A 26,288-nucleotide genomic window follows, 5' to 3' on the forward strand; every position below is an offset into this window, starting at 1 on the left:
CGGGACCACGCCCGACGATGGTCAGCCGCACCGCGAGTTCCTCCAGCGGTGCGGCCCTCATCGCGTCCTGGGCATTCCGTGCCGCGCGTCGACACGATCCGCGACGTAATGCGGGCCAGCCGGGGTGTCGACGCGCGACACCCCCGCTGGCCCTTCATGGTCGATCAAACTGCTCCGACGCCGCCGTCGGTGACCGCCTGACGCGTGGCTTCAGGCGGTCGCCGGGTCGGGTGGGTGATCAGGCGAGGCGCTTGGCCAGGTTCTGGTCGAGGGCGTTCATGAACTCGTCCGTGGTGAGCCACGGGGCGTCGCGGGAGATGAGCAGGGCGAGGTCCTTGGTCATCTGGCCGGCCTCGACGGTGTCGACGCAGACCTGCTCCAGCGTGTTGGCGAACGCGGTGACCTCGGGGGTCCCGTCGACCTTGCCGCGGTGGGCCAGGCCGCGCGTCCACGCGAAGATGGACGCGATCGGGTTGGTCGAGGTCTTCTCGCCCTTCTGCCACTGACGGTAGTGCCGGGTGACGGTGCCGTGGGCGGCCTCCGCCTCGACGGTCTTGCCGTCCGGGGTCATCAGGACGCTGGTCATGAGGCCGAGCGAGCCGAAGCCCTGCGCGACGGTGTCGGACTGCACGTCGCCGTCGTAGTTCTTGCAGGCCCAGACGAACCCGCCCTCCCACTTCAGGGCGGCGGCGACCATGTCGTCGATGAGGCGGTGCTCATACGTGATGCCGGCGGCCGCGAACTCGCCCTTGAACTCGTTCTCGAAGACCTCGGCGAACAGGTCCTTGAACCGGCCGTCATACGCCTTCAGGATCGTGTTCTTCGTCGACAGGTAGACCGGGTAGCCGCGGTCGAGGCCGTAGCGCAGCGAGGCGCGGGCGAAGTCGCGGATCGAGTCGTCGAAGTTGTACATACCCATGGCGACGCCGCCGCCGGGGAAGTTGGCGACCTCGAACTCCATCGGCGCGCCGCCGTCCTCGGGCGTGTAGGTCACGGTGACCTTGCCGGGGCCGGGGACGACGAAGTCGGTCGCCTTGTACTGGTCGCCGTGGGCGTGACGGCCGATGATGATCGGCTTGGTCCAGCCCGGGACGAGCCGCGGGACGTTGGACATGATGATCGGCTCGCGGAAGACGACGCCGCCGAGGATGTTGCGGATCGTGCCGTTCGGCGAACGCCACATCTTCTTGAGCTTGAACTCCTCGACCCGGGCCTCGTCGGGGGTGATCGTCGCGCACTTGACGCCCACGCCGTGCTGCTTGATGGCGTTGGCCGCGTCGATCGTGACCTGGTCGTCGGTCTGGTCACGGTATTCGATCGACAGGTCGTAGTACTTCAGGTCGACGTCGAGGTACGGCAGGATCAGCTGCTCGCGGATCTGCTTCCAGATGATGCGGGTCATCTCGTCGCCGTCGAGCTCGACGACAGGGTTGTTTACCTTGATCTTCGCCATCGGCCGGGCGCTCCTCTCGCGGCTTGCCTTCGCTTAGCAGTACGAGCGTACTGCATCGAGCGGATCACGATCCGAGGACCCCGACCCCGAGGCTGACCACACCCGCCGCGAGCGACAGCGCGCCGATCCAGATCATCACGATGGCGCCGTTGGGCGCCGTGCGGCCCTTGCCGGCGGACGACGCGAAGAAGCCACCCGACATGAGGATGGCCGCGGCCAGCACGCCGCCTCGGGCGATCCAGCCGAGGAACCCGTCGATCCCGGCGAGGTCGGCATAGAGGATGCCGACGAGCCCGAGGGTGACCAGGACGCCCGCGTGCGCATGCCCGGCACGCGCGAACGCCTGCTGGAAGGGGGTCATCGGCACGGCGCCACGCACGATCTTGGTCAGGAACCAGCCGCCGACCTCGATCGTCACGATCGACAGCAGGGCGATGCCGGCCAGGATGCGACCCGCGTCGGTGAACTCGAACTGCATCTCGGATCTCCCGTCACTGCCAAGTTAAGCTATGCCAGTGACGATAACTGGCGGTGGCATCACTGGTCAAGGCGAGATAGACAGTTACGTGCTGACGCACGTCGAGCTCTGCCTGACCCTGGTCAACGACCTCACGGTGACCCCGCGGCAGGGCCGTCACCTCGGCGTGGACGACCGGATCGGCACCGCGTTCACCGATCTGGCCGAGAGCGAACGCTGGCAGGGATTCCCGCTGGCCGGCGCCGACGTCGACGTCCTGACCGACGCAGCGGCCCGGCTGCGGGTCGCGGTGGACGCGTGCATCGCCCGCGACCTGCACAGCGCCGCCGCCGCGCTCAACGCGGTGCTCGCCGACCACGGCGCGGTGCCCAACCTGCACGGCGCCGCGGTCCTCGCGTTCCACGCCGTCGACGCCAACGTCGTCGACGCCTGGGCGGCGGAGTCGGCGACGAGTCTGGCCTTCCTCGTCGGCACCAGGCAGACCCACCGGCTGGGCGTGTGCGACGCCGAGCTGTGCGACGCGTACTTTCTCGACGTCACCAAGAACACGTCGCGGCGGTTCTGCTCGCTCGCGTGCCAGAACCGCGCGAAGTCCGCCGCTTACCGACAGAAGCGCCGCGTGAAATTGTCGTAGGTACCCGGCATCCTGTTCCTCGTGAATGCCAGCCGTTTCGCCCGCGGGACCGGGCTCGTCGCCATCGTCCTCGGTGTCGCCGCCGTCGTCACCGGCCTCGCGCTGCCCTGGACCCTGGCCGGCAGCCGCCACCCCGACCTCGTGACGATCGCCGGCATCGTGTTCCTCGGGCCGCTGATCAGCGCGCTCTGCGTCGCCTATACGCGCACCGAGCCGCGCCGCTTCCGGCTGATCTCCGCCGTCGCCGCCGTCGCCGGGCTCGCCGCCACCCTGGTCGCGATCGGGCTCGCCACGATGGTCGAGCCGAGCGCGGGCGTCGGGTTCGGCGGGCCGGTCACCGTCGCGGGCGCGGCCGCCGTCACCCTCGGCTGGCTGCTGCTCCTCGCCGGCGGGCCCGGCGCGTTGCCGGCCGCGCCGAAGCCGTGGCTCGCGGTCGCGGCAGCAGGTGTCGTGCTGGTGATCGTCGCCGGCTTCGGCGTCGACTATGCGCGGGAAGGGCGCTTCGTCGACTCGACCACGGCCGGTGACCCGCCCCCGGCCGGCGGCGACCAGACCTGGCCGCTGCCGTATGTCGGGGTGCAACTCGTCGGCGTCCACGACCAGCTGGCGATCGTCCGGGCCGACGACGGCGTGCGGGCCGTGTGGCTGTCCAGCGGCGCCATCGCGTGGCGCTATCTGCGCTCCGACCTGCCGACCCAGACCGCGGGCCTGGTGACCGGCGCGACCGGCGACACCGTCGTCGTGGTCTTCGGCACCGACGACGGCGTGCTGGTCACCGCCCTGGACGCGGGCAGTGGGCAGGTGCGCTTCTCCGAGCGGTACACGGCCGGGAAGATGGCGTCCGTCCACGGCGCGGGCAGGACGGTCGTCCTCGCCAGCTCGGGCATCGGCGCCGGCGACCTGCTCGGCCTCGACGTCACCGACGGCACCCTGCTGTGGCGGTGGACCCCCGCCCGCAACGGCGGTCCCTGCGACGTCACCGACCTCGCGACCACCGCCGAGACCGTCGCGGTCGCCATGCGCTGCCGCGCCCAGGGCGTCGACGACGTCGCCGTCGGCCTCACCGCCACCACCGCCGCCGAGCGCTGGTCCTGGCACGCCATCCAGCGCAACCCCGACGAGCTGCGCATCCACGCGACCGGCGACGGCTTCGTCACGATCACCGGCACCTCACCGCGCCGCGCCGTCTTCATGGACGCCGTCACCGGCACCGTCGGCGACCGTCACGACACCGCCGGCCCGCTCGCCGTCCCGGCCGGCAATCTCCTGCTGTATGCCGAGCCCAGCGGCGAACGCGCCCACCTCACCGCCGTCGACGTCCACACGGGCGCCGTGAAGTGGGACGTGGGTCTGCCGGGCCTCGGCGGGTATCAACCGCTGACCGCCACCACCGCCGGCGACAAGGTCTACGTCGTGTGGCGTGGCACGGACGGCCGCCTCCGCCTCATCGGCGCCCGCACCACCGACGGCGGCGCCACCGAGGACCGCACGATCACCTGCACGACCCGCTGCCCCGAGGTCTCCATCGCCGCCACCCCGGCCCACGCCGTCGTGGCCACCAGGGAGGAGAAGACCACCGAGCTGTTCCTGAGCGTCACCTGACCCCGCGGCCGAGCCGAACCGCGCCCGGCCGATCCCGCCCGCACGCCCACCCACGGGCAGGTCTGCGGCGTCCCGGGGTGCGGCGCAGCCATCGCCGCACCGGGAGGCAGCACTGCCGCCGTCCCGGCCGGACCGCAGCCACCGGTGCGCGGGCGTCCACCGGCGTTTGACCGCAGGCCGCGGCCGCCCGCAGATGCATGCGGATATCCGCCGATCCGTGCGTGGTCACGACCGTCCGCAGGCCACGACCGTCCGCAGGCCACGACCGTCCGCAGGCCACGACCGTCCGCAGGCCACGACCGTCCTCAGGCCACGACCGTCCTCAGGTGCGTGCGGGCATCTGCTGGCTCACGCGACCGCGGGTCACGGGCATCCGTAGGTACGTACGGATGACGCCGGTACATGGGAGCGTCCGCAGACGCGGCCCGCCGGCGCACCCTGAAAAAGTGCGGCGTCAGGTGAGGTGGTGTTCGGCGAGGGACACGACGTTGGCGAGGAGCATGGCTCTGGTCATCGGGCCTACGCCGCCCGGCATGGGGGCCAGGTGCCCGGCGACGGCCGCCACCTCGGGAGCGACGTCGCCGACCAGGCGGGCCTTGCCGTCGGGCTGGACGACGCGGGTGACGCCGACATCGATGACGGTGGCGCCGGGTTTGACCATGTCGGGGGTGAGGAGGGCGGCGGAGCCGGCGGCGACGATGACGATGTCGGCGGTGCGGGTGTGGGCGGCCAGGTCGCGGGTGCCGGTGTGGCAGAGGGTGACCGTGGCGTTTTCGCTCTTACGGGTGAAGATCAGGCCGAGCGGCCGGCCGGCGGTGGTGCCGCGGCCGATGGCGACGACGTGGGCGCCGGCGATCGGGATGGCGTGCCGGCGCAGGAGCTCGACGATGCCGTGGGGCGTGCAGGGCAGCGGGGCGGGGATGCCGAGGACGAGGCGGCCGAGGTTGGTCGGGTGGAGGCCGTCGGCGTCCTTCGCGGGGTCGACGAGCTCCAGGATGCGCTGCTCGTCCAGGCCCGCGGGCAGCGGCAGCTGGACGATGTACCCGGTGCACGCGGGGTCGGCGTTGAGCTCGGCCACGGCCGCCTCGACCTCGGACTGGGTGGCGGTGGCGGGCAGGTCGCGGCGGATGGAGGCGATGCCGACCTCGGCGCAGTCGCGGTGCTTGCCGGCCACATACGCGTGCGAGCCCGGGTCGTCGCCGACCAGGACGGTGCCAAGGCCGGGGACGACGCCCCGGGCGGCGAGGGCCTTCACCCGGGCGCGGAGTTCGTCCTTGATCGCGGCCGCGGTGGCCTTGCCGTCGAGCATCGTTGCCGTCACGGGCTTGATCCTGCCATTACAGTTTCGGGGGTGTCCGTCCGGCAGTGGTTCGTCGCCCTCCTCACCATCTCCGCCCTGGCGGCGTGCGGAAGCGACAAACCGGCGCAAACCGCTGAGCCGCAGGCAGCCTGGCAGAGCGTCGCGGGCAGCGATCAGCCGAGCCAGAGCGCGGTGCCGTCGGTGAGCCAGAGCGCGGCGCCGGCGAAGAGCCAGAGCGCCGGGGCGGCCGGGGCGGCCGGTAAGGAAGCCAGAGCCGCCGCGTTCGTGAGGCAGCAGGCGGGCACGTTCGGCATCGTGATCCGGGACCGGCAGACCGGCGCGGTGTGGAAGGCGGGCAACACGACCGCCACCACCTGGACCGCGTCGACGATCAAGCTGGCCATCGCCACGGACCTGCTGGAGCGGCACCGCAGCGGCGCGATCACCCTCGACGGCACCGACCGGGCCAACCTCGACAAGGCGCTGATCAGCTCCGACAACGACGCCGCGACCGCGTTGTGGAACAGGTACGACGGGGCGGGCATGCTCGGCCGGTTCCGGAGCACGTACGGCATGCGCACGCTCGGCGTCGTCTCGGGGTACGACACCTTCTGGCGCAACCTGAGGTGCAGCGCGGAGGATCTGCAGGCGCTCATGAGCTATGTGCTGGACAAGCTCGACCCGGCGGACCGCGCGTACCTCACGAAGACCCTGCGCAACGTCGCGAGCAACCAGCGCTGGGGCGTGTGGGCGGCCGGCAGCGGGCTCAACCCGGGCAACAAGGACGGCTGGGCGCAGAAGCCGGTCGGCGGCCGCACCGTCTGGGTGACGCACACGGTCGGGTTCGCCGGGCCGGGCGAGCGGTACGTGGTCGCCGCCATGTACGAGCAGGGCGCGAGCGGCACCCTCGGCAAGGGCGCCCACGCGGTGAGCGACACGGTGGCGACGTACTTCGGCGCTCCGGTGCCGGCGCAGATCACCACGCCGTAGGGGCCCCTCGGACGAAGGGCCCCGCGGCGCGATGCCTAGTGGTAGAAGTGCCGCGTGCCGGTGAGGTACATCGTGACGCCGGCCGCGCGGGCCGCCTCGATGACCTCCTCGTCGCGGATCGAGCCGCCCGGCTGCACGATGGCGGTGATGCCCGCCTCGATCAGCCCCTGCGGCCCGTCAGCGAACGGGAAGAACGCGTCGGACGCGGCGACCGAGCCCGCCGCCCGCTCGCCGGCGCGGGAGACCGCGAGGCGCACGGAGTCGACCCGGTTGACCTGGCCCATGCCGACGCCGACGGTCGCGCCGCCGGAGGCGAGCAGGATCGCGTTGGACTTGACGGCGCGCACGGCCCGCCAGGCGAACGCGAGGTCGCGCTTGACCTCGGGCGACGCCTCCGCGCCGGTGACGAGCTTCCAGTTCGCCGGGTCGTCGCCGTCGGCGTCGACGCGGTCGGCGGCCTGGACGAGGACGCCGCCGGAGATCTGCCGGGATTCGGCGGCGGCCGGGGCCCACGCCGGGGCGCGCAGGACGCGCAGGTTCTTCTTGGCGGTGAGGACGGCGACCGCGCCCTCCTCGTACGCCGGGGCCACCACGACCTCGGTGAAGATCTCGCTGATCTGCTTCGCCAGGTCGACGGTGACCGGCGCGTTGACGGCGATCACGCCGCCGAACGCGCTGACCGGGTCGCACGCGTGCGCCTTGCGGTGCGCGTCGGCGACGTCGGTGCCGATCGCGATGCCGCACGGGTTGGCGTGCTTGATGATCGCGACGCACGGCTCGGTGAAGTCGTGCGCGGCGCGCCAGGCGGCGTCGGCGTCGACGTAGTTGTTGTAGGACATCTCCTTGCCGCCGAGCTGCTCGGCCTGCGCGAGGCCGGGCGCGGCGGCCGGGTCCACGTAGAGCGTGGCGCTCTGGTGCGGGTTCTCGCCGTACCGCAGCGTCGCGGAACGGCGCAGCGCCGTGCCGGCAAAGTCCAGACTGTCCCGCGCGAACCACTCGGCCACGGCGACGTCGTACTCGGCGATGTGCGCGAAAGCGACAGCGGCCAGAGAACGCCGCTCCTCAAGCGTGAAACCACCGTCGGCCAAAGCAGCGATCACGCCCGCATAAGAACCAGGCGACGTCACCACCGCCACACTCGGGAAGTTCTTGGCCGCGGCTCGTACCATCGCCGGACCGCCGATGTCGATCTGCTCGACGCACTCGTCGTCGGAAGCACCCGACGCCACCGTGGAGCTGAACGGGTACAGGTTGGACACGAGCAGCTCGAACGGCTCGATCGACAGCTCGGCCAGCTGCGCCGCGTGCGACTCCAGCCGCAGATCGGCGAGCAGCCCCGCGTGCACCCGCGGGTGGAGGGTCTTCACCCGGCCGTCGAGCGTCTCCGGGAACCCGGTGAGCTGCTCGACCTTGGTGACCGGCAGCCCGGCCGCCTCGATGCGGGCCGCTGTCGAGCCGGTGGAGACGAGCTCGACGCCGGCGCCGGCAAGGGCGCGCGCGAGGTCCTCCAGCCCGGTCTTGTCGTAGACGCTGATGAGCGCGCGCCTGATGGGACGGCGGTTAGCCACGACCCAACCTGACCTTTCGTTCGTTGACGGTCCAGCCTTCGCGGGCCATCCGGCCGACGGTGTCGACCAGCTGGCGGCGCTCGGCCACCTTGATCCGCTCGAGGAGGGTGTCCTCGGTGTCGTCGTCGAGGACGGGCACCGCGACCTGCGCGATGATCGCCCCGGTGTCGACGCCGCTGTCGACGAAGTGCAGCGTGGCGCCGGCGAGCTTCACGCCGTAGGCGAGGGCGTCGCGCGGCCCGTGCATGCCCGGAAACGCCGGGAGCAGCGCATTGTGCGTATTCACATATCGGCCCTCGAATTGACCGAGGAACCGGGGTCCGACCAGCTTCATGAACCCGGCCGAGACGATCAGGTCGGGCTCGAACCCGGCGCACGACGCGGTCAGGAAGGCGTCCCACTCGTCGCGGGAGCCGAAGGCGGGCACCGCCGCCACGAAGGTCGGTATGTCGTGCTTCGCGGCCCGGACCAGCCCTTCGATGTCGGGGCGGTCGGCGCCGACGCCCACGACCGCGGCGCCGTACGACGGGTCGGCGGAGGCGTCGAGCAACGCCTGCAGATTGGAGCCGGAACCGGACACGAGCACCACAAGCCGAACGGTCACCGTGAAACTCTACCGACCGGGTCGGCCCTGCTCAGCGGCGGGCCGTAGCAGAAACCGCATGAAAAGCCGCATGTTGCCGATGTTCCACCGTTTCGCGGCTGCGAAGATTTGATCCTGACCAGTACGCTGCGCAAGTTCCGTATCCCCCTCGGGACTACCCTGATGCGGAAACGCAGCGACAGACGTCCCCAGCCTTAGGAGCCATCGCAATGGGCTACCCACCACAGGGCCAGGATCCGTACGGGCAGCAGCAGCCGTACCAGGACCCCTACGGTCAGCAGCCGCAGTACGGGCAGCAGCCGCAGTACGGGCAGCCGCAGCAGCCGGACCCCTACGCGCAGCCGCAGCAGCCGGCGTACCAGGACCCGTACGCGCAGCCGCAGCAGCCGGCCTATCAGGACCCGTACGCGCAGCAGCCGCCGGTGTCCGGCACCCCGTACCCGACGTCGGGCGGTGGCTACCCCACCTCCGGCGGCGCGTACCCGCCCGCCGGCTACGGCACCCCCGGCTACCAGCAGCCCGGCTACGGCGCCCCGCAGCAGCAGAACACGCTCGGCCTCGTCTCGATGATCCTCGGCATCGTGTCGATCCCGCTCGCCTGCTGCTACGTCGGCTTCCTGCTCGGCGCCGCGGCGATCGTCCTCGGTTACCTCGGCCAGCAGAAGGTCAAGCAGGGCCTGGCCAACAACGGCGGCATGGCGCTCGCCGGCATCATCACCGGTGCCGTCGGTGTGGTCATCGAGATCGCCATCTGGGTCCTCTACTTCGCGGGCGCGGCGAGCGGCTGGTTCGTCTACTAACACCCGACGCAATCGCCCGGCATGCTGTTCGCAGCAGCCGGGCATTTTGCGTTTTCCCAGTTGGTACCGTCGACGAAGCGCCGGACCGATCGGGCTGACGCGATGTCCGGGGCCGGACGCACCATCCGGTGCGGCGGGCTACGGGGTGCCGCCCTGCCGGACCCGGAGCGCGATCTTCGTCGCGGCGGTGGCCAGGACCGTGCCGATCGTCACCATCAGCATCGCGACGAACGCCACCTCGCCGGCCCGCGGGCCGATCTGCTCCAGCCCGCCGCTGCCGGCCGACCCGCTCGCCGCGACCGACGCCAGCCCGAGCAGCAGCCCCGCGCAGGGCCCGGCGAGTGCGGCCGCGCCGAGCAGCGGCAGCCAGCCGCGGCCCGGGTCGTTGCGCAGTGACCGGCGGGCGAGCAGCCAGCCCGCGATGAGCGCGGCGGCGAGCGGCAGGCCGAGCAGCAGCGGCGCCCACCCGGTCGCCGGGGTCGACGGCAGCCCGGCCAGCAGCGGCAGCGCCGGCAGCCGGCCCATCGACACCTCGGCGGCGCTGATCGTCGTCTCGGCGCCGATGTTGAACCCGGGCCCGACCAGGTACGCGGCGCTCCACACGGTCACGTCGGGGCTGAGGAAGCCGCACAGCACGACGAGACCGATCTGCCCGGCCACGCCGGTGTGATAGTCGTCGATGATCTGGCCGGCGTCGCCGCCGCTGACCGCGACCGCCATCCCCGAGACGGCCGCGCCGGCGCCCAGGATGAGCAGCGCGGCCACGGCCCCGGTCCGGGTCGCGTCGCGGATCACGCCGGGCAGCCGGCCGACGAGCCGGGCGATGCCACGGGCCTCGACGAACGCGCCGAGACCCCCCGCCAGCAGCCCGAACCCGAAGAGGGTGAACCCGGCGCCGACGGCGGACACCTCCACGCCCTTGTGGCCCGCGACGAGCGCGAGGACGGCGCCGAGCAGCCCGTACACGACGGCGATGCACCCCGCGGCGCGTGCCGCCGGCCACGGCGTCCAGGACCCACCGCTCGGGCGGGCCCGGGCGCCGACGGCACGTGCGGTGTGCACGCCGGCGCGGTACACCCGCCAAACAGCGACGGCCGTCAGACCGAGCGGGGCGAGGGACAGCGGACCGATCCCGGTGTAGAGCGGGACCCAGTGCGCGAGCAGCCAGCCCGCCGCGCCGACGCGCAGGATCTGGGTCAGCGGCGCGCCGGAGCTGTCCATGGCGTGCAGGAGCCAGACCACGACGAGCGTCGGCACGAGCGTCACCACGGCCGCCCACAGGGTGGTGACGGTGGCGGCAAGGACCAGCGGGGCACGCCGGGCGGGGCGCCGGCCGGGTGGCCGGCCCCGCGTGGAGCGCCGCTGGATCGGCAGGCGGACGGTCTCCCGATCGGCCAGCCGGGTCTGCGCCCCTTCGTCTGGTTCCTCTGGGGTGGTGGGCATCGCTCTTACTCTGTCAAAGACGGGACGGCCGGTCACTCACCCCGGCCGTCCCAATCTTCATTGATCTGTGGTGTTACAGCGCCTTGACGAGGTCCCGCATCAGGTTGGCGGTCTCGGTGGGGGTCTTGCCGACGCGGACGCCGGCGGCCTCCAGGGCGAGCTTCTTCGCGTCGGCGGTGCCCGCCGAGCCGGAGATGATCGCGCCGGCGTGGCCCATGGTCTTGCCGGGCGGCGCGGTGAAGCCCGCGATGTACCCGACGACCGGCTTGCGCACGTTGGCCTTGATGAAGTCGGCCGCGCGCTCCTCGGCGTCGCCGCCGATCTCGCCGATCATGACGATCGCCGCGGTCTCCGGGTCGGCCTCGAACGCGGCGAGCGCGTCGATGTGCGTCGTGCCGATGACCGGGTCGCCGCCGATGCCGATGCACGTGGAGAAGCCGATGTCACGCAGCTCGTACATCATCTGGTACGTGAGCGTCCCCGACTTGCTGACCAGCCCGATCTTGCCGGGGCCGGTGATGTCGGCCGGGATGATGCCCGCGTTGGACTTGCCGGGGCTGGCGATGCCGGGGCAGTTCGGGCCGATGACCCGGGTCTTGCCGCCGCTGGCCTGCAGGTGCGCCCAGAAGTTGGCCGTGTCGTGCACCGGCACACCCTCGGTGATGACCACCGCGAGGGGGATCTGCGCGTCGATGGCCTCCAGCGTCGCGGACTTCGTGCCCGCCGGCGGGACGAAGATGACGCTGGTGTCGGCGCCCGTCTGCTCCATCGCCTCGGCGACGCTGGCGAACACCGGCAGCTTCGTGCCGTCGAAGTCGACCTGCGTGCCCGCCTTGCGCGGGTTGACGCCGCCGACCACGTTCGTGCCCGCGGCGAGCATCCGCCGGGTGTGCTTGGAGCCCTCGGCACCAGTCATGCCCTGGACGATGACCTTGCTGGACTCGGTCAGCCATACCGCCATGGTCGTTACACCCCACTCGCTGCGAGCTCGGCGGCGCGGCGGGCCGCACCGTCCATCGTGTCGACCCGCTCGATCAGCGGGTTGGCGGCGTCGTCGAGGATCCGGCGACCCTCGTCGGCATTGTTGCCGTCGAGGCGGACCACGAGCGGCTTCGAGACCGTCTCACCGCGGTCCTTGAGCAGCTGCAGCGCCTGCACGATGCCGTTGGCGACGGCGTCGCAGGCGGTGATGCCGCCGAAGACGTTGACGAACACGCTCTTCACGTCGGGGTCGCCGAGCACGATCTCCAGACCGTCGGCCATGACCTGGGCGCTGGCGCCGCCGCCGATGTCGAGGAAGTTGGCGGGCTTGCTGCCCACGCCCTCGCCGGCGTACGCGACCACGTCGAGCGTCGACATGACCAGGCCCGCGCCGTTGCCGATGATGCCGACGTTGCCGTCGAGCTTCACGTAGTTGAGGTTCTTGGCCTTCGCCGCCTGCTCGAGCGGGTCGGCGGCGGCCTTGTCCTCGAGCTCCTCGTGCTCCGCGTGGCGGAAGCCCGCGTTCTCGTCGAGGGTCACCTTCGCGTCGAGGCAGAGCACCGTGCCGTCGGTCGTCTTGGCGAGCGGGTTGACCTCGACCAGCGTGGCGTCCTCGGCGATGAACGCCTGCCACAGCTTGACCGCGATCGACACGACCTGGTCGGCGACGTCGGCGGGGAACTGCGCCTGCTCGACGATCGAGCGCGCCAGGGTCTCGTCGACACCCTTGACCGCGTCGATGGCGACCTTGGCGACCTTCTCCGGCGCGTCGTGCGCGACCGTCTCGATCTCCATGCCGCCGGCGACGCTGGCGATGCACAGGAACGTGCGGTTCGCCCGGTCGAGCAGGTACGAGAAGTAGTACTCCTCGGCGATGTCGGCCGTGGTCGTGACCATGACCTTGTGGACCGTGTGGCCCTTGATGTCCATGCCGAGGATGTTGGTCGCGTGGGTGGTGGCCTCGTCGGCCCCCTCCGCCAGCTTGACGCCGCCCGCCTTGCCGCGGCCGCCGACCTTCACCTGGGCTTTGATGACAACCCGGCCGCCGAGTTCCTCGGCGATCGCACGGGCCTCTTCAGGGGTCTCGGCGACGCCGCCGCCCAGCACCGGCAAGCCGTGCTTGGCGAAGAGGGCGCGCCCCTGGTACTCGTACAGGTCCACAGTGGTCCCGTTCCGTCAACCGTGCCGCCTGCCCCATCGCGAGGACGGCTCAACGCTCGCAGCCTAACCAGGTCTGAACAGGCTGCGACTTGGCGGGTGCGGGGTGTGCCGGATTCCACAACCGGCTCAGCGGTCGGCTTGGCCGTCGGGTCCACTTTTGGGGGACCCGCGTAACCGACCTCTCGGCCCTTCGTTGAGTGCAGTGTCGGCCCGCCCGCAGGGGTAGGGCCGGCACCAAAGGCGGCCGATGCCCTGTCGGTCGAGGGGTGGCGGCGGGGCATCGTGCGATAGAGAGGCCGGACGTGTGAGGGGTGCGTCCGGCCTCTCCCCCTTTGTATTCGTATTTCTTATGTACGGGCGTCAATCGCGATGTGCGCCTGCGCCCATTCCACGATCGACTGTGTGGTCGCGCCCGGCGTAAAGATCTTCTTGACCCCGAGCCGCTCCAGCTCCGGCAGGTCGTCGTCGGGAATGATGCCGCCGCCGAACACCAGGATGTCCTCGGCGCCGCGCTCGGCGAGCAGCTCGATGACCTTCCGGAACAGTGTCATGTGCGCCCCCGACAGGACGGACAGCCCGACCGCGTCGGCGTCCTCCTGGATGGCGGTCTCCACGATCTGCTCCGGCGTCTGATGCAGGCCCGTGTAGATGACCTCCATGCCGGCGTCCCTGAGCGCCCTGGCGACGATCTTGACGCCTCGGTCGTGCCCGTCGAGGCCGGGCTTGGCGATGACGACGCGGGTCCTCGCGCTCATCCTCACCATCCTTCCCGTTGCGGCGCCCGCTCGGTTGTGGCGCCCATCTCGGCCGAAGGTACCGCATGTCCCGCCCGCAACGACCTTGCGCACGCCGGGTTACGCACAACCAACCGCCCGGGCACTCATTGACCGACAAGCCTGTCGTGGCTTGTGGCGCACATTCCGAATTGGCTACGGTGACCTGCGGTTCACATTGAGAAGCCATTTCCCGGAATGCGACGAATAGGTGGGGGTGCGGACGTATGGAAGATGCCCGGCCGCCCGGCGGTGCATATCGCGGCCGCCGCCGCGCACAGGCCGCCCACACCCGCTACGCCGCGGTGCTCACCACCGCCGTCGTCGGCGCCGGCATCGTCGCCCTGGGCGTCTCCACCGCACTGCCCGAGCCGCGCAACGACCTGTCTCTCGAGGCGAGCGGCAACTTCGACGACGTGAGCGTCCGCGGCGACACCGACCGCGCCAGCCGCTCCCGCACCAGCAACCCCATGTCGAACATGCCCGCCCCCGACGTGTGGATCCTGCCGATGCAGCGCTACACCCTCACGTCCTTCTACGGCGAACGCTGGGGCCGCCTCCACCCAGGCGTCGACCTGGGCGCCCCGCAAGGCACCCCCTTCACCGCCGTCGCCGCCGGCAAGGTCATCCTCTGCCGCTGGAACGGCGGCTACGGCAACAACGTCATGATCGACCACGGCGACGGCATCGTCACCGTGTACGGGCACGCCTCCAAACTCCTGTGCAAAGAAGGCCAGCTGGTGAAGGCGGGCGACAGGATCGCCCTGACCGGCAACACGGGCCACTCGTTCGGCGCCCACCTCCACTTCGAGGTCCGCGACCACGACAAGCCGATCGAGCCGCTGGCCTTCATGCGCAAGAACGGCGTAGACATCCAGAAACACACAGAAGCCATCTACGGCTAGCTGTACTGTTTCCCGCTCTGTCGCCTCCGGCGATAGGGCTCGCTGCCCCACGCTTCGCGCGGGTCCCGCCGGGGGGATTCTCACCCCCGGAGCCCCCCAATGCGCCGCTCCGCGACGCACTGCCAGCGCGCAAGGCGCGCGGCAGCTTCCTACGCATCCGCGTGCCATCCCCGGTGGCTCCCGCCGCGCCTTTTCCACGATCGGGGCCGGCCGCTGGGCTGGGCCGGGCTGGTTTCCATGATCCGGAAGACCTTGTGCACCCCTGGGTACACGAAGTCTTCCGGATCATGGGAGCACCCCGACCAGCCGCCGGGCGAAGGGCTGGTTTCCGTGATCCGGAAGACTTTTGGTCGTCAGGGCGACGAAATCTCTTCCGGATCATGGGAGAAACGCCGATCTGCTGCCGGTGGCGGCGCTTTCCGGATCACGGGCGCGCTGGCATCCGCATTCGCCGCTGGTGCGCTTCATGATCCCGTGCGGTTCTGGTGGCGAGCAGAACCGGCGACGGAACAGGACATGCCATGCGCAGGAGCGGCCCGCATGGAAGTCGGTCCAGCGCCCGCGCGGGAGGCCGGTCCGGGCCCGCGGGAAGCCAGTTTGGCCGTGCGAGAAGCCGGTCCGGCGCCCGCGCTGAAAGCCGACCCGGGCCCGTGCGCGAGGCCGGTCCAGCACACGTACGGGGCCGGTCCGGTCCGTGCCGCGAGCTGGTCCGGCCCGTGCCGCGAGCTGGTCCGGCCCGTGCCGCGAGCTGGTCCGGTCCGGGCGGGGAGCCGGTCCGGGCGGCGAGGCACCTCCTGCGGCCGGCGAGGCGGCGGATGAGCTCGTGCCCGAAGGCGGCCTGTCCCGTGAGCGGAGAGCGGCCGGTGGTGGTGGACGGAGGTCGGGGGGGGTCAGAGTTTGTCGATGGGGGCGTGGCGCAGGACGATCCACATCACCTGGTCGCCGAAGTCGACCTGGGCCTGGGCTCGTGGTCCCGCGCCCTCCACCGCCAGGACGCGGCCGAGGCCATAGCGCTGGTGGTTGACGCGGTCGCCGACCGACAGGGCGGGGATGTCGCGGGACAGCTCGCTGGCGGTGGAGAGCTTGGAGGCGTCCAGGCCGAGCTTCGCCGCGAGCTGTGCCGCCTTCGGGGTGCCGCCGACGAAGGAGGACGTGCGGGACTGGGCGGGGCCGGTGTTGCGGCCGCCGTGGCCGCCGCCGCCGGACCAGCTGGTGTAGGCGGCGTCGGTGCGCTCCCACCGGACGAGCTCGGGTGGGAGCTCCTCCAGGAAGCGCGACGGCGGGTTGTAGGCGGGCTGGCCCCAGGCGGAGCGGGTGACGGCGCGGGAGATGTAGAGGCGCTGGCGGGCCCGGGTGATGCCGACATAGGCCAGGCGGCGCTCCTCCTCCAGCTCCTTGCGGTCGCTCATCGAGCGCTGGTGGGGGAAGACGCTGTCCTCGAGGCCGGTGAGGAAGACGACGGGGAACTCGAGGCCCTTGGCGGTGTGCAGGGTCATGAGGGTGACGACGCCGGTGTGGTCGGGGTCGTCGGTGGGGATCTGGTCGGCGTCGGCGACCAGGGAGACCTGCTCCAGGAAGCCCGCGACGGTCGGGAGCGGGGCGGCGGTGGCGTCGCCCTGCTCGGCGGCGACGGCGATGGTGGCCTCGGCGCGCTCGGTGTATTCGCGGGCGACGCTGACCAGCTCCTGCAGGTTTTCCACCCGGCCGACCTCCTGCGGGTCGGTGCTCTCCTCCAGCTCGCCGAGATAGCCGGAGCGCTCGATCGCGGCCTCCAGGACCTCCTCGGGCAGCGCGGTCTCGGTCATCGTGCGCAGCTCGTCGAGCAACGCGACGAAGTCGCCGATCGCGTTGACGGCGCGGGTGGAGATGCCGGGGGCCTCGGCGGCGCGGCGGAGCGCGGCGCCGAAGGAGATGCGCTCGCGGGAGGCGAGGGCCTCGACGCAGGCCTCGGCGCGGTCGCCGATGCCGCGGCGCGGGGTGTTGAGGATCCTGCGGACGCTGACGGTGTCGTCGTCGTTGACCACGGCGCGCAGATACGCGAGGGCGTCGCGGACCTCCTTGCGCTCATAGAAGCGCACGCCGCCGACGACCTTGTAGGGCAGGCCGAAGCGGATGAACATCTCCTCGAACACACGGGACTGCGCATTCGTGCGGTAGAAGACGGCGACGTCGGCGGGGCGGACGCCGGCGTTGTCGGAGAGGCGGTCGATCTCGCGGGCGACCCAGTCGGCCTCGGCGTGCTCGGTGTCGGCGACATAGCCGACGATCTGCTCGCCGGCGCCCTGGTCGCTCCACAGGCGCTTGGGCTTGCGCTCGGTGTTGCGGCCGATGACGGCGTTGGCGGCGGACAGGATCGTCTGGGTGGAGCGGTAGTTCTGCTCCAGCAGGATGGTGCGCGCGTCGGGATAGTCGCGCTCGAACTCCAGGATGTTGCGGATCGTGGCGCCGCGGAACGCGTAGATCGACTGGTCGGCGTCGCCGACGACGCACAGCTCGCCGGTCTTGCCGACGAGCTCCTTCACCAGCATGTATTGCGCGTGGTTGGTGTCCTGGTATTCGTCGACGAGGACGTGGCGGAAGCGGCGGCGATAGGTCTCGGCGACCTCGGGGTGGCTCTGCAGCAGGTGCACGACGCGCATGATCAGGTCGTCGAAGTCGAGCGCGTGAGCCTCGGTGAGGCGCTGCTGATAGAGCGTGTAGGCCTCGGCGAGGGTGCGCTCCGCGGGACCGACCGCCCTGGCCGTGAAGGTCTCGGGGTCGACCAGCTCGTTCTTCAGGTTGGACACCTGGGCGGCGAGACCCCGGGCGGGATAGCGCTTCGGGTCGAGGTCGAGCTCGCGGATGACGAGCTGCATGAGCCGCCGCGAGTCGTCGGCGTCATAGATCGAGAACGTCGACTTGAGGCCGGCGTGGTCGTGCTCGGCGCGCAGGATGCGCACGCACGCGGAGTGGAACGTGGACACCCACATGAGCCGGGCGCGGCCGCCGACGAGGTTGGCGACGCGCTCCTTCATCTCGCCCGCGGCCTTGTTGGTGAAGGTGATCGCGATGATCTCGCCCGGGTGCACGTGCCGGGCGGCGAGCAGATAGGCGATCCTGCTGGTCAGCACCTTGGTCTTGCCCGAGCCGGCGCCGGCCACGATGAGCAGCGGGGCGCCCTCGTGGGTCACGGCGTCGCGCTGCGGACCGTTGAGCCCCTCGAGGAGCGCCTCGGGGTCGCGGCGGCGGGACGGCTGAGCCGGGGCGGGAGCGGTCACGCCGGAAGGCTCGGACTGGGGAAGATCGAAGAGAGCATGCATCGCACCGGCGAGTCTATGCCGACCCACTGACAGAAAACCGCCGGAGGACTTCACGTCGCTGAGAAGGCCGTGCCATACTCGGTGACGTGATCGAGCAGGTGCGCCCCTACTTTTTTTACGGCTCCGGGAGTCCGGCAGCCGTAGGTCGCGCCTGAACGCTGAAACCTACCGACGCCCCGGGCTCCCGAGCCCGGGGCGTTCGCGTTCCCGGGGCGGGGCACCAGAGCCAAAGCTGACAAGGACGAGAGAATGGCCGCCATCACCATGGAACAGCAGCCCGCCGCCGACGAGCACATCGCCGGCCTGCGCAACCGGATCGACGAGATCGACGCGGCGCTGGTCGCGCTCTGGAAGGAGCGGGCCGCGATCTCCCGCGAGGTCGGCGCGACCCGTGTCGCCGCCGGTGGCACCCGCCTGGTGCTGTCCCGGGAGCGGGAGATCCTGGAGCGTTTCTCCGCGGAGCTCGGCGCCGACGGCACCCAGCTCGCCCTGCTGATCCTCCGCGCGGGCCGCGGCCCCCTGTAAAGCGGCCTGCAAGCGGACAGGCCCCTGCAAAAGCGGCCTGCAACGAAGAACCCTGTAGACAGGGAGCATGAGCTTCCCGAGATCAGCCACGCCGCTACAGGACGTCCAGCGCGTCCTGTGCGTGTTCGCCCACCCTGACGACGTCGACTTCGGCGCCGGCGGCACCGTCGCCGGCTGGGTCGAAGCCGGGCTCGAGGTGGGATATCTGCTGGTGACGCGCGGCGACGCCGGCGGCTTCGACGACACCCCGCGGGACCGGATGCCGGCTCTGCGGGAGGCGGAGCAGCGCGCGGCGGCCGCGGTCGTGGGCGTGAGCCACGTCGAGTTCCTCGACGGATACCGCGACGGCGTCCTCACGCCGTCGATCGAGCTGCGGCGTGACATCACCGCCGCCATCCGGCGCTTCCGGCCCGACCGGGTGCTGACCAATTCGCCGTTGCGGCGCTGGGACCGGATCGCCGGGCCGAGCCATCCCGATCATCTGGCGGCCGGGGAGGCGACGACCTGCGCGGTCTATCCGGACGCGCGCAACCCGTTCACGTTCGAGGATCTCGGCCTGCCGGCCTGGACGGTCCGCGAGATCTGGTACTCCGGCGGACCGGACCCCGATCATCTGGTCGACGTGACCGACACGTACGAGCGGAAACTCAAAGCTCTGCGGGCCCATGTGTCGCAGACGTCCCACCTGGACGACCTCGACGGGATGCTCCGGGCGCGGCTCCAGGCCACGTCAGGGACCCCGGACAGACTCGCGGAGGCGTTCTCGGTGTTCCACACAGCGTGAACGACCGAGAACGCCCCCGTTTCGAGAACTAGGCGGTGAAGCGGACCCGGCGGCGGCGGACCACCAGCAGCAGGGCCACGCCGCCGGCGACGAGCAGCACACCCGCGGTGATCGCGCCGGTGAGCTTCACGCCGGTGACCGGCAGGTGCGGCACGGGCGGGGTCACGGTGACCGTGGCCGACGCCTCGAGCTTCGTGCCGGCGACGCCGGCGATGATCAGCTTCTGGGTCTTGTTCGGGTCCTTGGACGTGACGAACATCCGGCCGATCGGCACGGAGCCACTGCCCTTGGCCTGGATCGAGACGGTGCCCGCGGCCTCCGCGACGACCCAGAACTTGCCGCCGTTGGGCAGCTCGGTGACGTCCTTGCCGTCGGCGTCGACGAGCTTGCCGCCGGTCGCCGTGAGGGTGGCGGTGCCACCGCCGGACACGACGGTGAACGGCCCGATCTTCTTGCCGGCCTCGCCGGACAGGGTGTTCGGGTTGATCTCGAGCTTCGGCTGCGGGTCGGCGGCCGGGTTCTTCGAGGCCTTCACGAGGTACTCGCTGACCGCGACGATCACCGCGTACTGCTCAGCGGTGGTCCCGGTGTTGAAGCCGTCGTTGGTCGCCCGGAGCGCGAACAGGTCCGGGTCGGTGATGCTCCACACGGCGCTCTGCGTGCCGGCGTAGACGAGCTTGTTGAGCAGCTCGGCGCTGATGCCGGCCGGCTTGGTGCCCTTCGCGGCGGCGAGGAGCGCCTCGGCGCCCACCGTCGGGTAGGCGTGCGTCAGCACCCACTGGACCTGGCCGAGCTCGGCCGGCGTGGGCGACGAGTTCTCGTTCGCGGTCCAGGCGGCCTCGACGTAGGCGGTGTGCGTGATGTCGCGCGCGAAGTCGATGCAATACGCCAGGACTGGCTCGGACGCGCCGGCGACCTTGAGGCCGAGGCGCGGGGCGCCGGTCTCGTTGCCGTTCGGGTTGCCCTTGGTGTCCTTCGAGTTGATGACCTTGACGGCGCTCTTCGGGTCATCGAGGTAGACCTGGGTGCCGGTGACGGACTCGGCGTGGGCGGCGCCGGCTCCGCTGAGGGCGACGACACCCCCGACGAGCACCGCTGCGGCCAGACCGGCCAGACGGGAACGGTGTGACACGGTGACTGGACCACCTTTGACGAGAATCAGGGGGACGCTCGTTTCTAGCGGTCCGAGGGGCCTCCTGTCACCTCTGGAGTCACACCAGTCACACCAGTCACACCGGTTTGTCCGTATATACCGAGAAAAAAATCAAACCAAGCGGCGATCCGCTGCCCACCGTGACAGCTCGTAGCGGTTGGACATCTGCAGCTTGCGCAAGACATTCGATACATGGGTCTCGACGGTCTTGATGGAGATGTACAGCTCCTTCGCGATCTCCTTGTACGCATACCCGCGCGCCAGCAGCCGCAGCACCTCGCGCTCGCGGTTGGTGAGCTGGTCGAGCTCCGGGTCGGCGACGGGCGCGTCGGGGCGCGCGGCGAACGCGTCGAGCACGAACCCGGCCAGGCGCGGGCTGAACACGGCGTCGCCCTCGGCGACCCGGCGGATCGCACCGGCGAGCTCGTCCGGCGAGATGGTCTTGGTGACATATCCCCGGGCCCCGGCGCGGATCAGCCCGATGACGTCCTCGGCGGCGTCGGAGACCGACAGCGCCAGGAACTTCACCTGCGGCCGGGCCCGGCGCATCGCGTCGAGGACCGCGCGGCCGCCGCCGTCGGGCATGTGCACGTCGAGCAGCACGACGTCGGGCTCCAGCACGGTGATCTTCTGCACCGCCTCGGCGACCCCGCTCGCCTCGCCGATCACGTCGACGTGCACGCCGAGCTCGGCACGGACGCCCGCCCGGAACATGGCGTGGTCGTCGACCAGGAACACCCGCAGGCGCTGGGTCTCGTCAGTCATCACTTCTCCGTATCGATGGGCAGGCTCAACCGCACCTCGGTGCCGTCGCCCGGTGTGCTGCGGATCTCCGCCTTGCCCCCGTGCCGCCGCATGCGGGCGAGGATCGAGCCGCGGACGCCGTGCCGGTCGTCCTCGACGGCGGTGAGCTCGAAGCCGACGCCGCGGTCGCGGACGAAGACGCTCACGCAGTCGGGCTCGACCTCCGCGTACAGCGAGACGGTCTCGACCTTGGCGTGCTTCGCGGCGTTGACGAGGGCCTCCCGGGCGGCGGCGACGATCGCCGCGACCCGCTCGTCGACGTCGACGTCACCGACGACGACGGTCTCGACCGCGATCGCGAACGTGTCCTCGACCTCGGCCGAAGCCTCCTCCAGGGCGGCGCTGAACTTCTCCGTCGGCGACGCCGTCGGCTTGTACAGCCAGTTTCGCAGGGTCCGCTCCTGCCCGCGGGCGAGGCGCTGGACCTCCTTGACGTCGCCGGCGTTGCGCTGGATCAGCGCCAGGGTGTGCAGCACCTGGTCGTGCACCATCGCGGCGAGCTCGGCCCGCTCCTGCTCCCGCACCCGCGCCTCGCGCTCGGTGCTGAGCTGGGTGAACATGCGGTAGAGCAGCGGGGCGAGGGCGAGGCCGACCCCGGCGAGGGCGACCGCCGCGAAGCCGAGCCCGTAGCCGATCGAGGCGAGCGTCGCGCCGGCGAGCGGCACCCCCACGACGAACGTGCCGATGATGCCGACGACGACGAGCAGGCCGCCGCCGATGAACCGCACGAGGTAGGACTTGCGGTTGTTGTCCATGACGGCGCCGAGCCACGGCATCCCGGGGACGGTCGCCGACCAGCGCTCGCGGCGCTTCGGGTCGGCCTGGTGCCAGATGATGCCGGCGCCGAGCGCGATGACCGCGGCGAGCCAGCCGATCACCGCCTGGATGCCGTCGCTGGGTCCCGCCATGAGGACCAGCAGGATCATGCCGACGCCGAGCGCGAGGAACGAGAAGAGCTGGTTGACGTTGCGCCGGCCGGACCGCACGTGCGGCGGCATCGGCAGCACCGCCCAGAACGCGGCGTAGAGCAGCGCGCCGAGCCCGTTGAACGCGGCGAGCACCACGAACGCCACCCGCACCAGCACCACGGAGGCGCCCAGATGCTCGGCGATGCCCGCGGCGACCCCCGCGACGACCCGGTCTGCGGGCTCGCGGTAGAGGCGGCGGATCGGCGCTGGGCTGGTCATGAGGCTCGTCTCGGTCGGCGCTGGGGAATGCGTTCCATCAGATCGTCACACGTCGGCAGCGGCCCGGACCACTCCGAGCGACCCCGGAACCGGCAAATCAGGGTGGTGTCAGGGTCTATGCCTGAGGCGGGCAGGACCTCCCGTCGGCGACGATCGGTGGTATGACGAACCCGCCTGCCGCCGACGAGCCGGCGGCCGCAAAAGCAACCGCAGAAGATCAAGAGCCGGATGGTGTACGCGCGGCGCCCAGCTACGCGGCCGACTACCTCCCCGGCGACGGGTCCGACGCCGACGCCGACCGGTCCGACCAGGTGAGCGCCTCCCCCGTGAGTGCCGCCCCGGTCAGCGCCGCCCCCGCCGGCGAGGCCGACCCCTCCCCCGTGAGCGGCGCGCCGGCCGACGACTCGCCGGTCAGTGGCGTGCCCGTCAGCGCGGCACCGGTGAGCGGCGCGCCGGCCAGTGCGCCGCCCGCCGACACGCGCGATCTGGCCGCGGAGGCGCCGACGGTCCCCGCCGGGCCGAGGTTCGATCTGACCAAGGTGGAGCGGGACGAGCCGGTGTCCGTGCCGCCCGCCCCTGACGCCACGGACGTCTTCGAGGCTCCGGCGGCCGCTGATGTACCGCCATCCGCTGGCGCTCCGTACGGTGACCTGCCGCCGGCCGCACCCGCCGGTGCCGGTCCGGCCGGGCCGCCGCCCGGTGCCCCCTCGGGCGGCGGACCGTTCGGACCGCCGCCGGGTGGTTCGGGAGCGAACGGCCCCGGTGGGCCGGGAGGACCAGGAGGACCGGGCCCGTTCGGCACGGCGGCCGGAGGGGTGCCGCCGTTCGGCAGCGGGTTCAACCGGAGCAACCTCGTGCGGCCGCAGCAGGGCCGGTACGTCGCCGGCGTCTGCGCCGCGATCGGGCGGGCGACGAACACCGACCCGACGCTCTGGCGGGTCATCTTCGCCGTGCTGACGCTCGCCGGCGGGGTCAGCATCGTCGCGTACCTGCTGGGCTGGCTCCTGCTGCCCGCCGAGGGCGACACGGGCTCCCCGCTGGAGGCGCTCCTCGGCCGGGGCCGGTCGACGACGTCGGCGCCCGTCGCGATCGTGATCGGCGTCGGCGCGGTGCTGGCGTTCCTGCTGGTGATGTCGCGCAACGTCGGCGCCGCCGCGGTCGGGCTGGCCGTGGTCATCGGCGTGGTCGCGCTGCTCGTCCGCGGGCAGGGCAACCTGCCGGCCGGCCCGCAGCCGGACCAGCCGGGCGGCCCGTTCGGCGAGCGGCCCGGCCCGCCGCCCGGCCCGTTCGTGCCGCAGCCGGCCCCCACGGCACCGTTCCCGCCGTCGGTGCCGCCGTTCCAGACCGCGGCCGCACCGTCGTACACCGGCGGCGGCAGCGAACCGAAGACCGGGGCGCCGCAGGTGCACCCGGCGTGGCTGCGGCACCAGCCGGCCGCGACGCAGCCGGCGTTCGCCCCCGCCGCGCGACCGGTCGTGCCGCCGCCCCCGCCGGTGCCGCCGCTGCCGCCCATGCCGCCGACCGGGTACCGGCCGCCGTTCGCACCGCATGGTCCCTTCGGCGGGCAGAGCCCCTACGCGGCGACGCTCGGCTACCAGACCGGCGGGCCCGGCACGCCGTATCCGGGACTCGCCCCGAAGCCGCCGAAACCGCCGAAGCCGCCCCGGCCGAAGTCGCGCCTCGGACGGGTGATCTTCTCGCTGATCTGCCTGGCCCTGGGCGTGCTCGCCGCGCTCGAGGTGACCGTCGCCAACTTCCTGGTCAGCACGTTCTTCGCGGTGCCGCTCGCGATCGTCGGGATCGGCCTGGTGGTCGGCGCGTGGTTCGGCCGGGCCCGGCTCATGATCCTGCTGGGGGTCGTCCTGAGCCTCGCCCTCGCCATCTCGGCCGCGTCGACGGTCGAGGGCGGCCGCGCGAACGACTACGACAACATCAACATCAACCCGGTGAGCGTCAACGAGCTGGACGGGAGCTACCGCACCGACTTCGGCAACGTCCACGCCGACCTCAGCCGGGTCGACTTCACCGGTGAGGACGTCGACATCAGGTTCAGCGTCCGGTACGGCGGCAACATCGAGATCATCCTGCCGCCGAACGTGGACGTCACGATCCAGGTCCGGGTCGAGGGCGGCGACTGCCGCATCCTCGGCCGCGAGTGCGGTGGGTTCAACCAGACCAACCAGTTCACCGACCTCGGCGCCGACGGCGCGGGCGGCGGCAAGCTGAACCTCGACCTCGACCTTCGTTACGGCAACCTGGAGGTGACCCGGTGAAGCCGCACCGCACCGATGGCCTCTCCCTCACGTTCGGCCTGATCTTCCTCGGCATCGTGGTCGTCTGGCTCTTCAACCAGGCGGTGGACGTCAACCTCAACGCAGGCTGGATCGTCGCCGTCGGCCTGATCGTCTTCGGCCTGCTGGGCCTGCTCGGCGCCCTGCGCTCCGACAAGTCCCCGACCTCGGCGCCGACGTCCTCGGGGCCGCCCGCGCCCGACTCGGACGACATCGACTAGACACGGAATATGCTGGGCCGGCGGGGAACGTCTCCCGCCGGCCCGATCTCATTTTGAGGAGCCCTTCAGACATGACCCAGTTTCCCGTTGGCGGCGCGTCCGGCGTCTCCCGCCGCCCGATCCAGATCGGTGACCGCGCCGCCCGGGTCCTCGCCTCCGAGCTCGCCCGTCACGGCGGACCCAAGACCGGCCTCCTGGTCGGCGCCGCGGCCGGCTCCGCCACCCTGGCCGCCGCGATCGACGCGCTGCTGCCCGACGACCGGCTGACCGTCGTGTCCGGTTCGACCGGCGCGGCCGCGGCGCTGCGCGAGCACGTCGAGCGGCAGGGCCGCTGGGTCACCGACCGGACCCGGGTCGTCGAGTCCCTCGCCGAGGCCGAGCCGGCCGACGTCGTGATCCTGGCCGAGCCCCTCGCGGGCGGCGCCGACGAGGCGCGGGCCGTCCTCGCCGACCTGACCAAGCTGGTCACCTCCGGCGGTGTCCTCACCGTCGTCGTCCCGGCGACCCGCCTGCCGAGCGGCGCCGCCGACGAGGTGGAGCGCCAGGCCGCGCTGTACGGGGTGGGCAGCGACCTCGTGCTGCGCAACGTGCCGCCCGTGCGGGTGCACCGCCTGCGGCACACCCCGGCCCACCACGCCGCGGCGCACAACCTGCTGCCGGCGCTGCGCCCCTCCAGCGTCCCCCTGACCCGGGGCATGCACATCGACTCCAACGGTGTCGCTGCCGCCGGCATCGCGCTCGGCCTCGCCGCCATCGCCAAGGCCGCCCGCCCGAAGTCGAAGCTTTGGCTGGTCCCCGCCCTGGCCGCGGCCCCCGTCGCCGCCTTCTTCCGCGACCCGCAGCGCGACGTGCCCGACGACGCGAGCGCCGTGGTCGCCGCCAGCGACGGCAAGGTCCTCGGCGTCGAGCGCCTGCACGACAAGCGCTTCGGCGACATGGAGTTCCTGCGCATCGCGGTCTTCCTGTCCGTCCTCGACGTCCACGTCAACCGCGCCCCCGTCGCCGGCAAGGTCGTCGACTACTTCGTCGAGGACGGTGGCTACGCGGCCGCGATGAAGCCGGAGGCGGAGCACAACGTCGCGGCGTACACGCTGCTGGAGACCGCTCACGGTCCCGTCGCGGTCGTGCAGCGCACCGGCCTGATCGCCCGCCGCATCGTGCAGCGCGCGCCGGTCGGCTCGCTGCTGGCCAAGGGCGAGCGCTTCGGCCTGATCCGCTTCGGCTCCCGCACCGACGTCTACCTCCCGGCCGACAAGGCCGCCCCGGCCGTGGCCCCGGGCGACCGCGTCGTCGGTGGCTCGACGGTCATCGCGACCTGGCTCTGACCCACCA

The 26,288-nt window shown here is 71.7% G+C and carries 22 protein-coding genes and 1 pseudogene; 10 read left to right on the top strand and 13 right to left on the bottom strand.

All coding sequences use genetic code 11. The features are described 5' to 3' along the window. Positions 1 to 238: 238 nt before the first annotated feature. Together ACZ6TV_RS12110 and ACZ6TV_RS12115 are read right to left on the bottom strand one after the other, a co-directional pair. A complete protein-coding gene (locus tag ACZ6TV_RS12110) occupies positions 239 to 1,453 on the bottom strand; it encodes an NADP-dependent isocitrate dehydrogenase (RefSeq protein ID WP_465297185.1) in 1,215 nt (404 codons plus the stop codon). A 64-nt stretch (positions 1,454 to 1,517) separates the two neighbouring features. Continuing rightward, complete coding sequence (locus tag ACZ6TV_RS12115) at positions 1,518 to 1,931, bottom strand: hypothetical protein (protein WP_465297186.1); 414 nt, start codon at positions 1,929 to 1,931, stop codon at positions 1,518 to 1,520. Positions 1,932 to 2,019: 88 nt separating this feature from the next. On the opposite strand from ACZ6TV_RS12115, the gene ACZ6TV_RS12120 reads away from it, so the two are divergent. Together ACZ6TV_RS12120 and ACZ6TV_RS12125 are read left to right on the top strand one after the other, a co-directional pair. Continuing rightward, entirely contained in the window at positions 2,020 to 2,565 is a 546-nt protein-coding gene (locus ACZ6TV_RS12120; protein WP_465297187.1) for a CGNR zinc finger domain-containing protein, read from the top strand. Between the two features lie 630 nt (positions 2,566 to 3,195). After that, positions 3,196 to 4,167, top strand: coding sequence for an outer membrane protein assembly factor BamB family protein (locus tag ACZ6TV_RS12125; protein ID WP_465297342.1), 972 nt, complete (start codon positions 3,196 to 3,198; stop codon positions 4,165 to 4,167). A 454-nt stretch (positions 4,168 to 4,621) separates the two neighbouring features. Here ACZ6TV_RS12125 and ACZ6TV_RS12130 read toward each other — a convergent pair whose 3' ends face one another. After that, on the bottom strand, positions 4,622 to 5,488 hold the full coding sequence (locus tag ACZ6TV_RS12130) for a bifunctional methylenetetrahydrofolate dehydrogenase/methenyltetrahydrofolate cyclohydrolase (RefSeq protein WP_465297188.1): 867 nt from the start codon (positions 5,486 to 5,488) through the stop codon (positions 4,622 to 4,624). A gap of 30 nt (positions 5,489 to 5,518) precedes the next feature. On the opposite strand from ACZ6TV_RS12130, the gene ACZ6TV_RS12135 reads away from it, so the two are divergent. After that, positions 5,519 to 6,457 (top strand): serine hydrolase, encoded by a 939-nt coding sequence (locus ACZ6TV_RS12135; RefSeq protein WP_465297189.1) that lies wholly within the window; start codon positions 5,519 to 5,521, stop codon positions 6,455 to 6,457. 35 nt (positions 6,458 to 6,492) lie between these two features. Here ACZ6TV_RS12135 and purH read toward each other — a convergent pair whose 3' ends face one another. Together purH and purN are read right to left on the bottom strand one after the other, a co-directional pair. After that, positions 6,493 to 8,025: a bifunctional phosphoribosylaminoimidazolecarboxamide formyltransferase/IMP cyclohydrolase gene (gene purH, locus ACZ6TV_RS12140; RefSeq protein WP_465297190.1), complete on the bottom strand. Its 1,533-nt coding sequence runs from the start codon at positions 8,023 to 8,025 to the stop codon at positions 6,493 to 6,495. Then, positions 8,018 to 8,629 (bottom strand): phosphoribosylglycinamide formyltransferase, encoded by a 612-nt coding sequence (gene purN, locus ACZ6TV_RS12145; protein ID WP_465297191.1) that lies wholly within the window; start codon positions 8,627 to 8,629, stop codon positions 8,018 to 8,020. The genes purH and purN overlap by 8 nt, the downstream gene beginning before the upstream one ends. A 209-nt stretch (positions 8,630 to 8,838) precedes the next feature. Here purN and ACZ6TV_RS12150 point away from each other — a divergent pair, with 209 nt between their 5' ends. After that, positions 8,839 to 9,429, top strand: coding sequence for a DUF4190 domain-containing protein (locus tag ACZ6TV_RS12150; RefSeq protein WP_465297192.1), 591 nt, complete (start codon positions 8,839 to 8,841; stop codon positions 9,427 to 9,429). A gap of 138 nt (positions 9,430 to 9,567) precedes the next feature. Here the strand turns inward: ACZ6TV_RS12150 and ACZ6TV_RS12155 are convergent, their stop codons facing one another. The 4 genes from ACZ6TV_RS12155 to ACZ6TV_RS12170 all read right to left on the bottom strand — a co-directional run bounded on the left by ACZ6TV_RS12155 (position 9,568) and on the right by ACZ6TV_RS12170 (position 13,769). After that, positions 9,568 to 10,872 carry a cell division protein PerM gene (locus ACZ6TV_RS12155; RefSeq protein WP_465297193.1) on the bottom strand — a complete coding sequence of 435 codons (1,305 nt, stop codon included), beginning with the start codon at positions 10,870 to 10,872 and terminating at the stop codon, positions 9,568 to 9,570. 73 nt (positions 10,873 to 10,945) lie between these two features. Further along, a complete protein-coding gene (sucD, locus tag ACZ6TV_RS12160; RefSeq protein WP_465297194.1) occupies positions 10,946 to 11,833 on the bottom strand; it encodes a succinate--CoA ligase subunit alpha in 888 nt (295 codons plus the stop codon). Between the two features lie 5 nt (positions 11,834 to 11,838). Continuing rightward, complete coding sequence (gene sucC, locus ACZ6TV_RS12165) at positions 11,839 to 13,014, bottom strand: ADP-forming succinate--CoA ligase subunit beta (RefSeq protein WP_465297195.1); 1,176 nt, start codon at positions 13,012 to 13,014, stop codon at positions 11,839 to 11,841. A 347-nt stretch (positions 13,015 to 13,361) separates the two neighbouring features. Further along, positions 13,362 to 13,769, bottom strand: coding sequence for a cobalamin B12-binding domain-containing protein (locus tag ACZ6TV_RS12170; protein WP_465297196.1), 408 nt, complete (start codon positions 13,767 to 13,769; stop codon positions 13,362 to 13,364). 245 nt (positions 13,770 to 14,014) lie between these two features. Here ACZ6TV_RS12170 and ACZ6TV_RS12175 point away from each other — a divergent pair, with 245 nt between their 5' ends. Next, the gene (locus ACZ6TV_RS12175; RefSeq protein ID WP_465297197.1) at positions 14,015 to 14,692 is read left to right on the top strand and encodes a M23 family metallopeptidase; all 678 of its coding nucleotides are present in this window, start codon (positions 14,015 to 14,017) and stop codon (positions 14,690 to 14,692) included. An 890-nt stretch (positions 14,693 to 15,582) separates the two neighbouring features. On the opposite strand, the gene pcrA is transcribed toward ACZ6TV_RS12175, so the two are convergent. Further along, positions 15,583 to 17,991, bottom strand: coding sequence for a DNA helicase PcrA (gene pcrA, locus ACZ6TV_RS12180; RefSeq protein ID WP_465297198.1), 2,409 nt, complete (start codon positions 17,989 to 17,991; stop codon positions 15,583 to 15,585). Between the two features lie 225 nt (positions 17,992 to 18,216). Here pcrA and ACZ6TV_RS12185 point away from each other — a divergent pair. Together ACZ6TV_RS12185 and ACZ6TV_RS12190 are read left to right on the top strand one after the other, a co-directional pair. After that, positions 18,217 to 18,516, top strand: a pseudogene (locus tag ACZ6TV_RS12185) (chorismate mutase); the annotation flags it as partial. A gap of 67 nt (positions 18,517 to 18,583) precedes the next feature. Next, positions 18,584 to 19,300 carry a PIG-L deacetylase family protein gene (locus tag ACZ6TV_RS12190; protein ID WP_465297199.1) on the top strand — a complete coding sequence of 239 codons (717 nt, stop codon included), beginning with the start codon at positions 18,584 to 18,586 and terminating at the stop codon, positions 19,298 to 19,300. Positions 19,301 to 19,328: 28 nt separating this feature from the next. On the opposite strand, the gene ACZ6TV_RS12195 is transcribed toward ACZ6TV_RS12190, so the two are convergent. The 3 genes from ACZ6TV_RS12195 to ACZ6TV_RS12205 all read right to left on the bottom strand — a co-directional run bounded on the left by ACZ6TV_RS12195 (position 19,329) and on the right by ACZ6TV_RS12205 (position 22,444). After that, the gene (locus ACZ6TV_RS12195; RefSeq protein ID WP_465297200.1) at positions 19,329 to 20,432 is read right to left on the bottom strand and encodes a thioester domain-containing protein; all 1,104 of its coding nucleotides are present in this window, start codon (positions 20,430 to 20,432) and stop codon (positions 19,329 to 19,331) included. A gap of 132 nt (positions 20,433 to 20,564) precedes the next feature. Beyond that, a complete protein-coding gene (locus tag ACZ6TV_RS12200) occupies positions 20,565 to 21,218 on the bottom strand; it encodes a response regulator (protein ID WP_465297201.1) in 654 nt (217 codons plus the stop codon). Beyond that, positions 21,218 to 22,444, bottom strand: a complete 1,227-nt coding sequence (locus tag ACZ6TV_RS12205) for an ATP-binding protein (protein WP_465297202.1) — start codon at positions 22,442 to 22,444, stop codon at positions 21,218 to 21,220. Before ACZ6TV_RS12205 ends, ACZ6TV_RS12200 begins: the two co-directional genes overlap by 1 nt. 161 nt (positions 22,445 to 22,605) lie before the next feature. Here ACZ6TV_RS12205 and ACZ6TV_RS12210 point away from each other — a divergent pair, with 161 nt between their 5' ends. The 3 genes from ACZ6TV_RS12210 to ACZ6TV_RS12220 all read left to right on the top strand — a co-directional run bounded on the left by ACZ6TV_RS12210 (position 22,606) and on the right by ACZ6TV_RS12220 (position 26,281). Beyond that, positions 22,606 to 24,717 (top strand): PspC domain-containing protein, encoded by a 2,112-nt coding sequence (locus ACZ6TV_RS12210; RefSeq protein WP_465297203.1) that lies wholly within the window; start codon positions 22,606 to 22,608, stop codon positions 24,715 to 24,717. Then, positions 24,714 to 24,956: a hypothetical protein gene (locus ACZ6TV_RS12215; RefSeq protein ID WP_465297204.1), complete on the top strand. Its 243-nt coding sequence runs from the start codon at positions 24,714 to 24,716 to the stop codon at positions 24,954 to 24,956. Before ACZ6TV_RS12210 ends, ACZ6TV_RS12215 begins: the two co-directional genes overlap by 4 nt. A 71-nt stretch (positions 24,957 to 25,027) precedes the next feature. After that, on the top strand, positions 25,028 to 26,281 hold the full coding sequence (locus ACZ6TV_RS12220; protein ID WP_465297205.1) for a phosphatidylserine decarboxylase: 1,254 nt from the start codon (positions 25,028 to 25,030) through the stop codon (positions 26,279 to 26,281). Positions 26,282 to 26,288: the final 7 nt, after the last annotated feature.

The sequence above is a fragment of the Dactylosporangium sp. NPDC051087 genome, from assembly GCF_055586325.1.

Excerpts from the sequence above, each read along its gene's own strand:
- ACZ6TV_RS12155 (WP_465297193.1), bottom strand. The coding sequence starts at position 10,872 with ATGCCCACCACCCCAGAGGAACCAGACGAAGGGGCGCAGACCCGGCTG.
- ACZ6TV_RS12175 (WP_465297197.1), top strand. The coding sequence starts at position 14,015 with ATGGAAGATGCCCGGCCGCCCGGCGGTGCATATCGCGGCCGCCGCCGC.
- ACZ6TV_RS12170 (WP_465297196.1), bottom strand. The coding sequence starts at position 13,769 with ATGAGCGCGAGGACCCGCGTCGTCATCGCCAAGCCCGGCCTCGACGGG.
- ACZ6TV_RS12200 (WP_465297201.1), bottom strand. The coding sequence starts at position 21,218 with ATGACTGACGAGACCCAGCGCCTGCGGGTGTTCCTGGTCGACGACCAC.
- ACZ6TV_RS12110 (WP_465297185.1), bottom strand. The coding sequence starts at position 1,453 with ATGGCGAAGATCAAGGTAAACAACCCTGTCGTCGAGCTCGACGGCGAC.
- pcrA (WP_465297198.1), bottom strand. The coding sequence starts at position 17,991 with ATGCATGCTCTCTTCGATCTTCCCCAGTCCGAGCCTTCCGGCGTGACC.
- ACZ6TV_RS12210 (WP_465297203.1), top strand. The coding sequence starts at position 22,606 with ATGACGAACCCGCCTGCCGCCGACGAGCCGGCGGCCGCAAAAGCAACC.
- ACZ6TV_RS12205 (WP_465297202.1), bottom strand. The coding sequence starts at position 22,444 with ATGACCAGCCCAGCGCCGATCCGCCGCCTCTACCGCGAGCCCGCAGAC.
- ACZ6TV_RS12115 (WP_465297186.1), bottom strand. The coding sequence starts at position 1,931 with ATGCAGTTCGAGTTCACCGACGCGGGTCGCATCCTGGCCGGCATCGCC.
- sucD (WP_465297194.1), bottom strand. The coding sequence starts at position 11,833 with ATGGCGGTATGGCTGACCGAGTCCAGCAAGGTCATCGTCCAGGGCATG.
- ACZ6TV_RS12190 (WP_465297199.1), top strand. The coding sequence starts at position 18,584 with ATGAGCTTCCCGAGATCAGCCACGCCGCTACAGGACGTCCAGCGCGTC.
- ACZ6TV_RS12220 (WP_465297205.1), top strand. The coding sequence starts at position 25,028 with ATGACCCAGTTTCCCGTTGGCGGCGCGTCCGGCGTCTCCCGCCGCCCG.
- ACZ6TV_RS12150 (WP_465297192.1), top strand. The coding sequence starts at position 8,839 with ATGGGCTACCCACCACAGGGCCAGGATCCGTACGGGCAGCAGCAGCCG.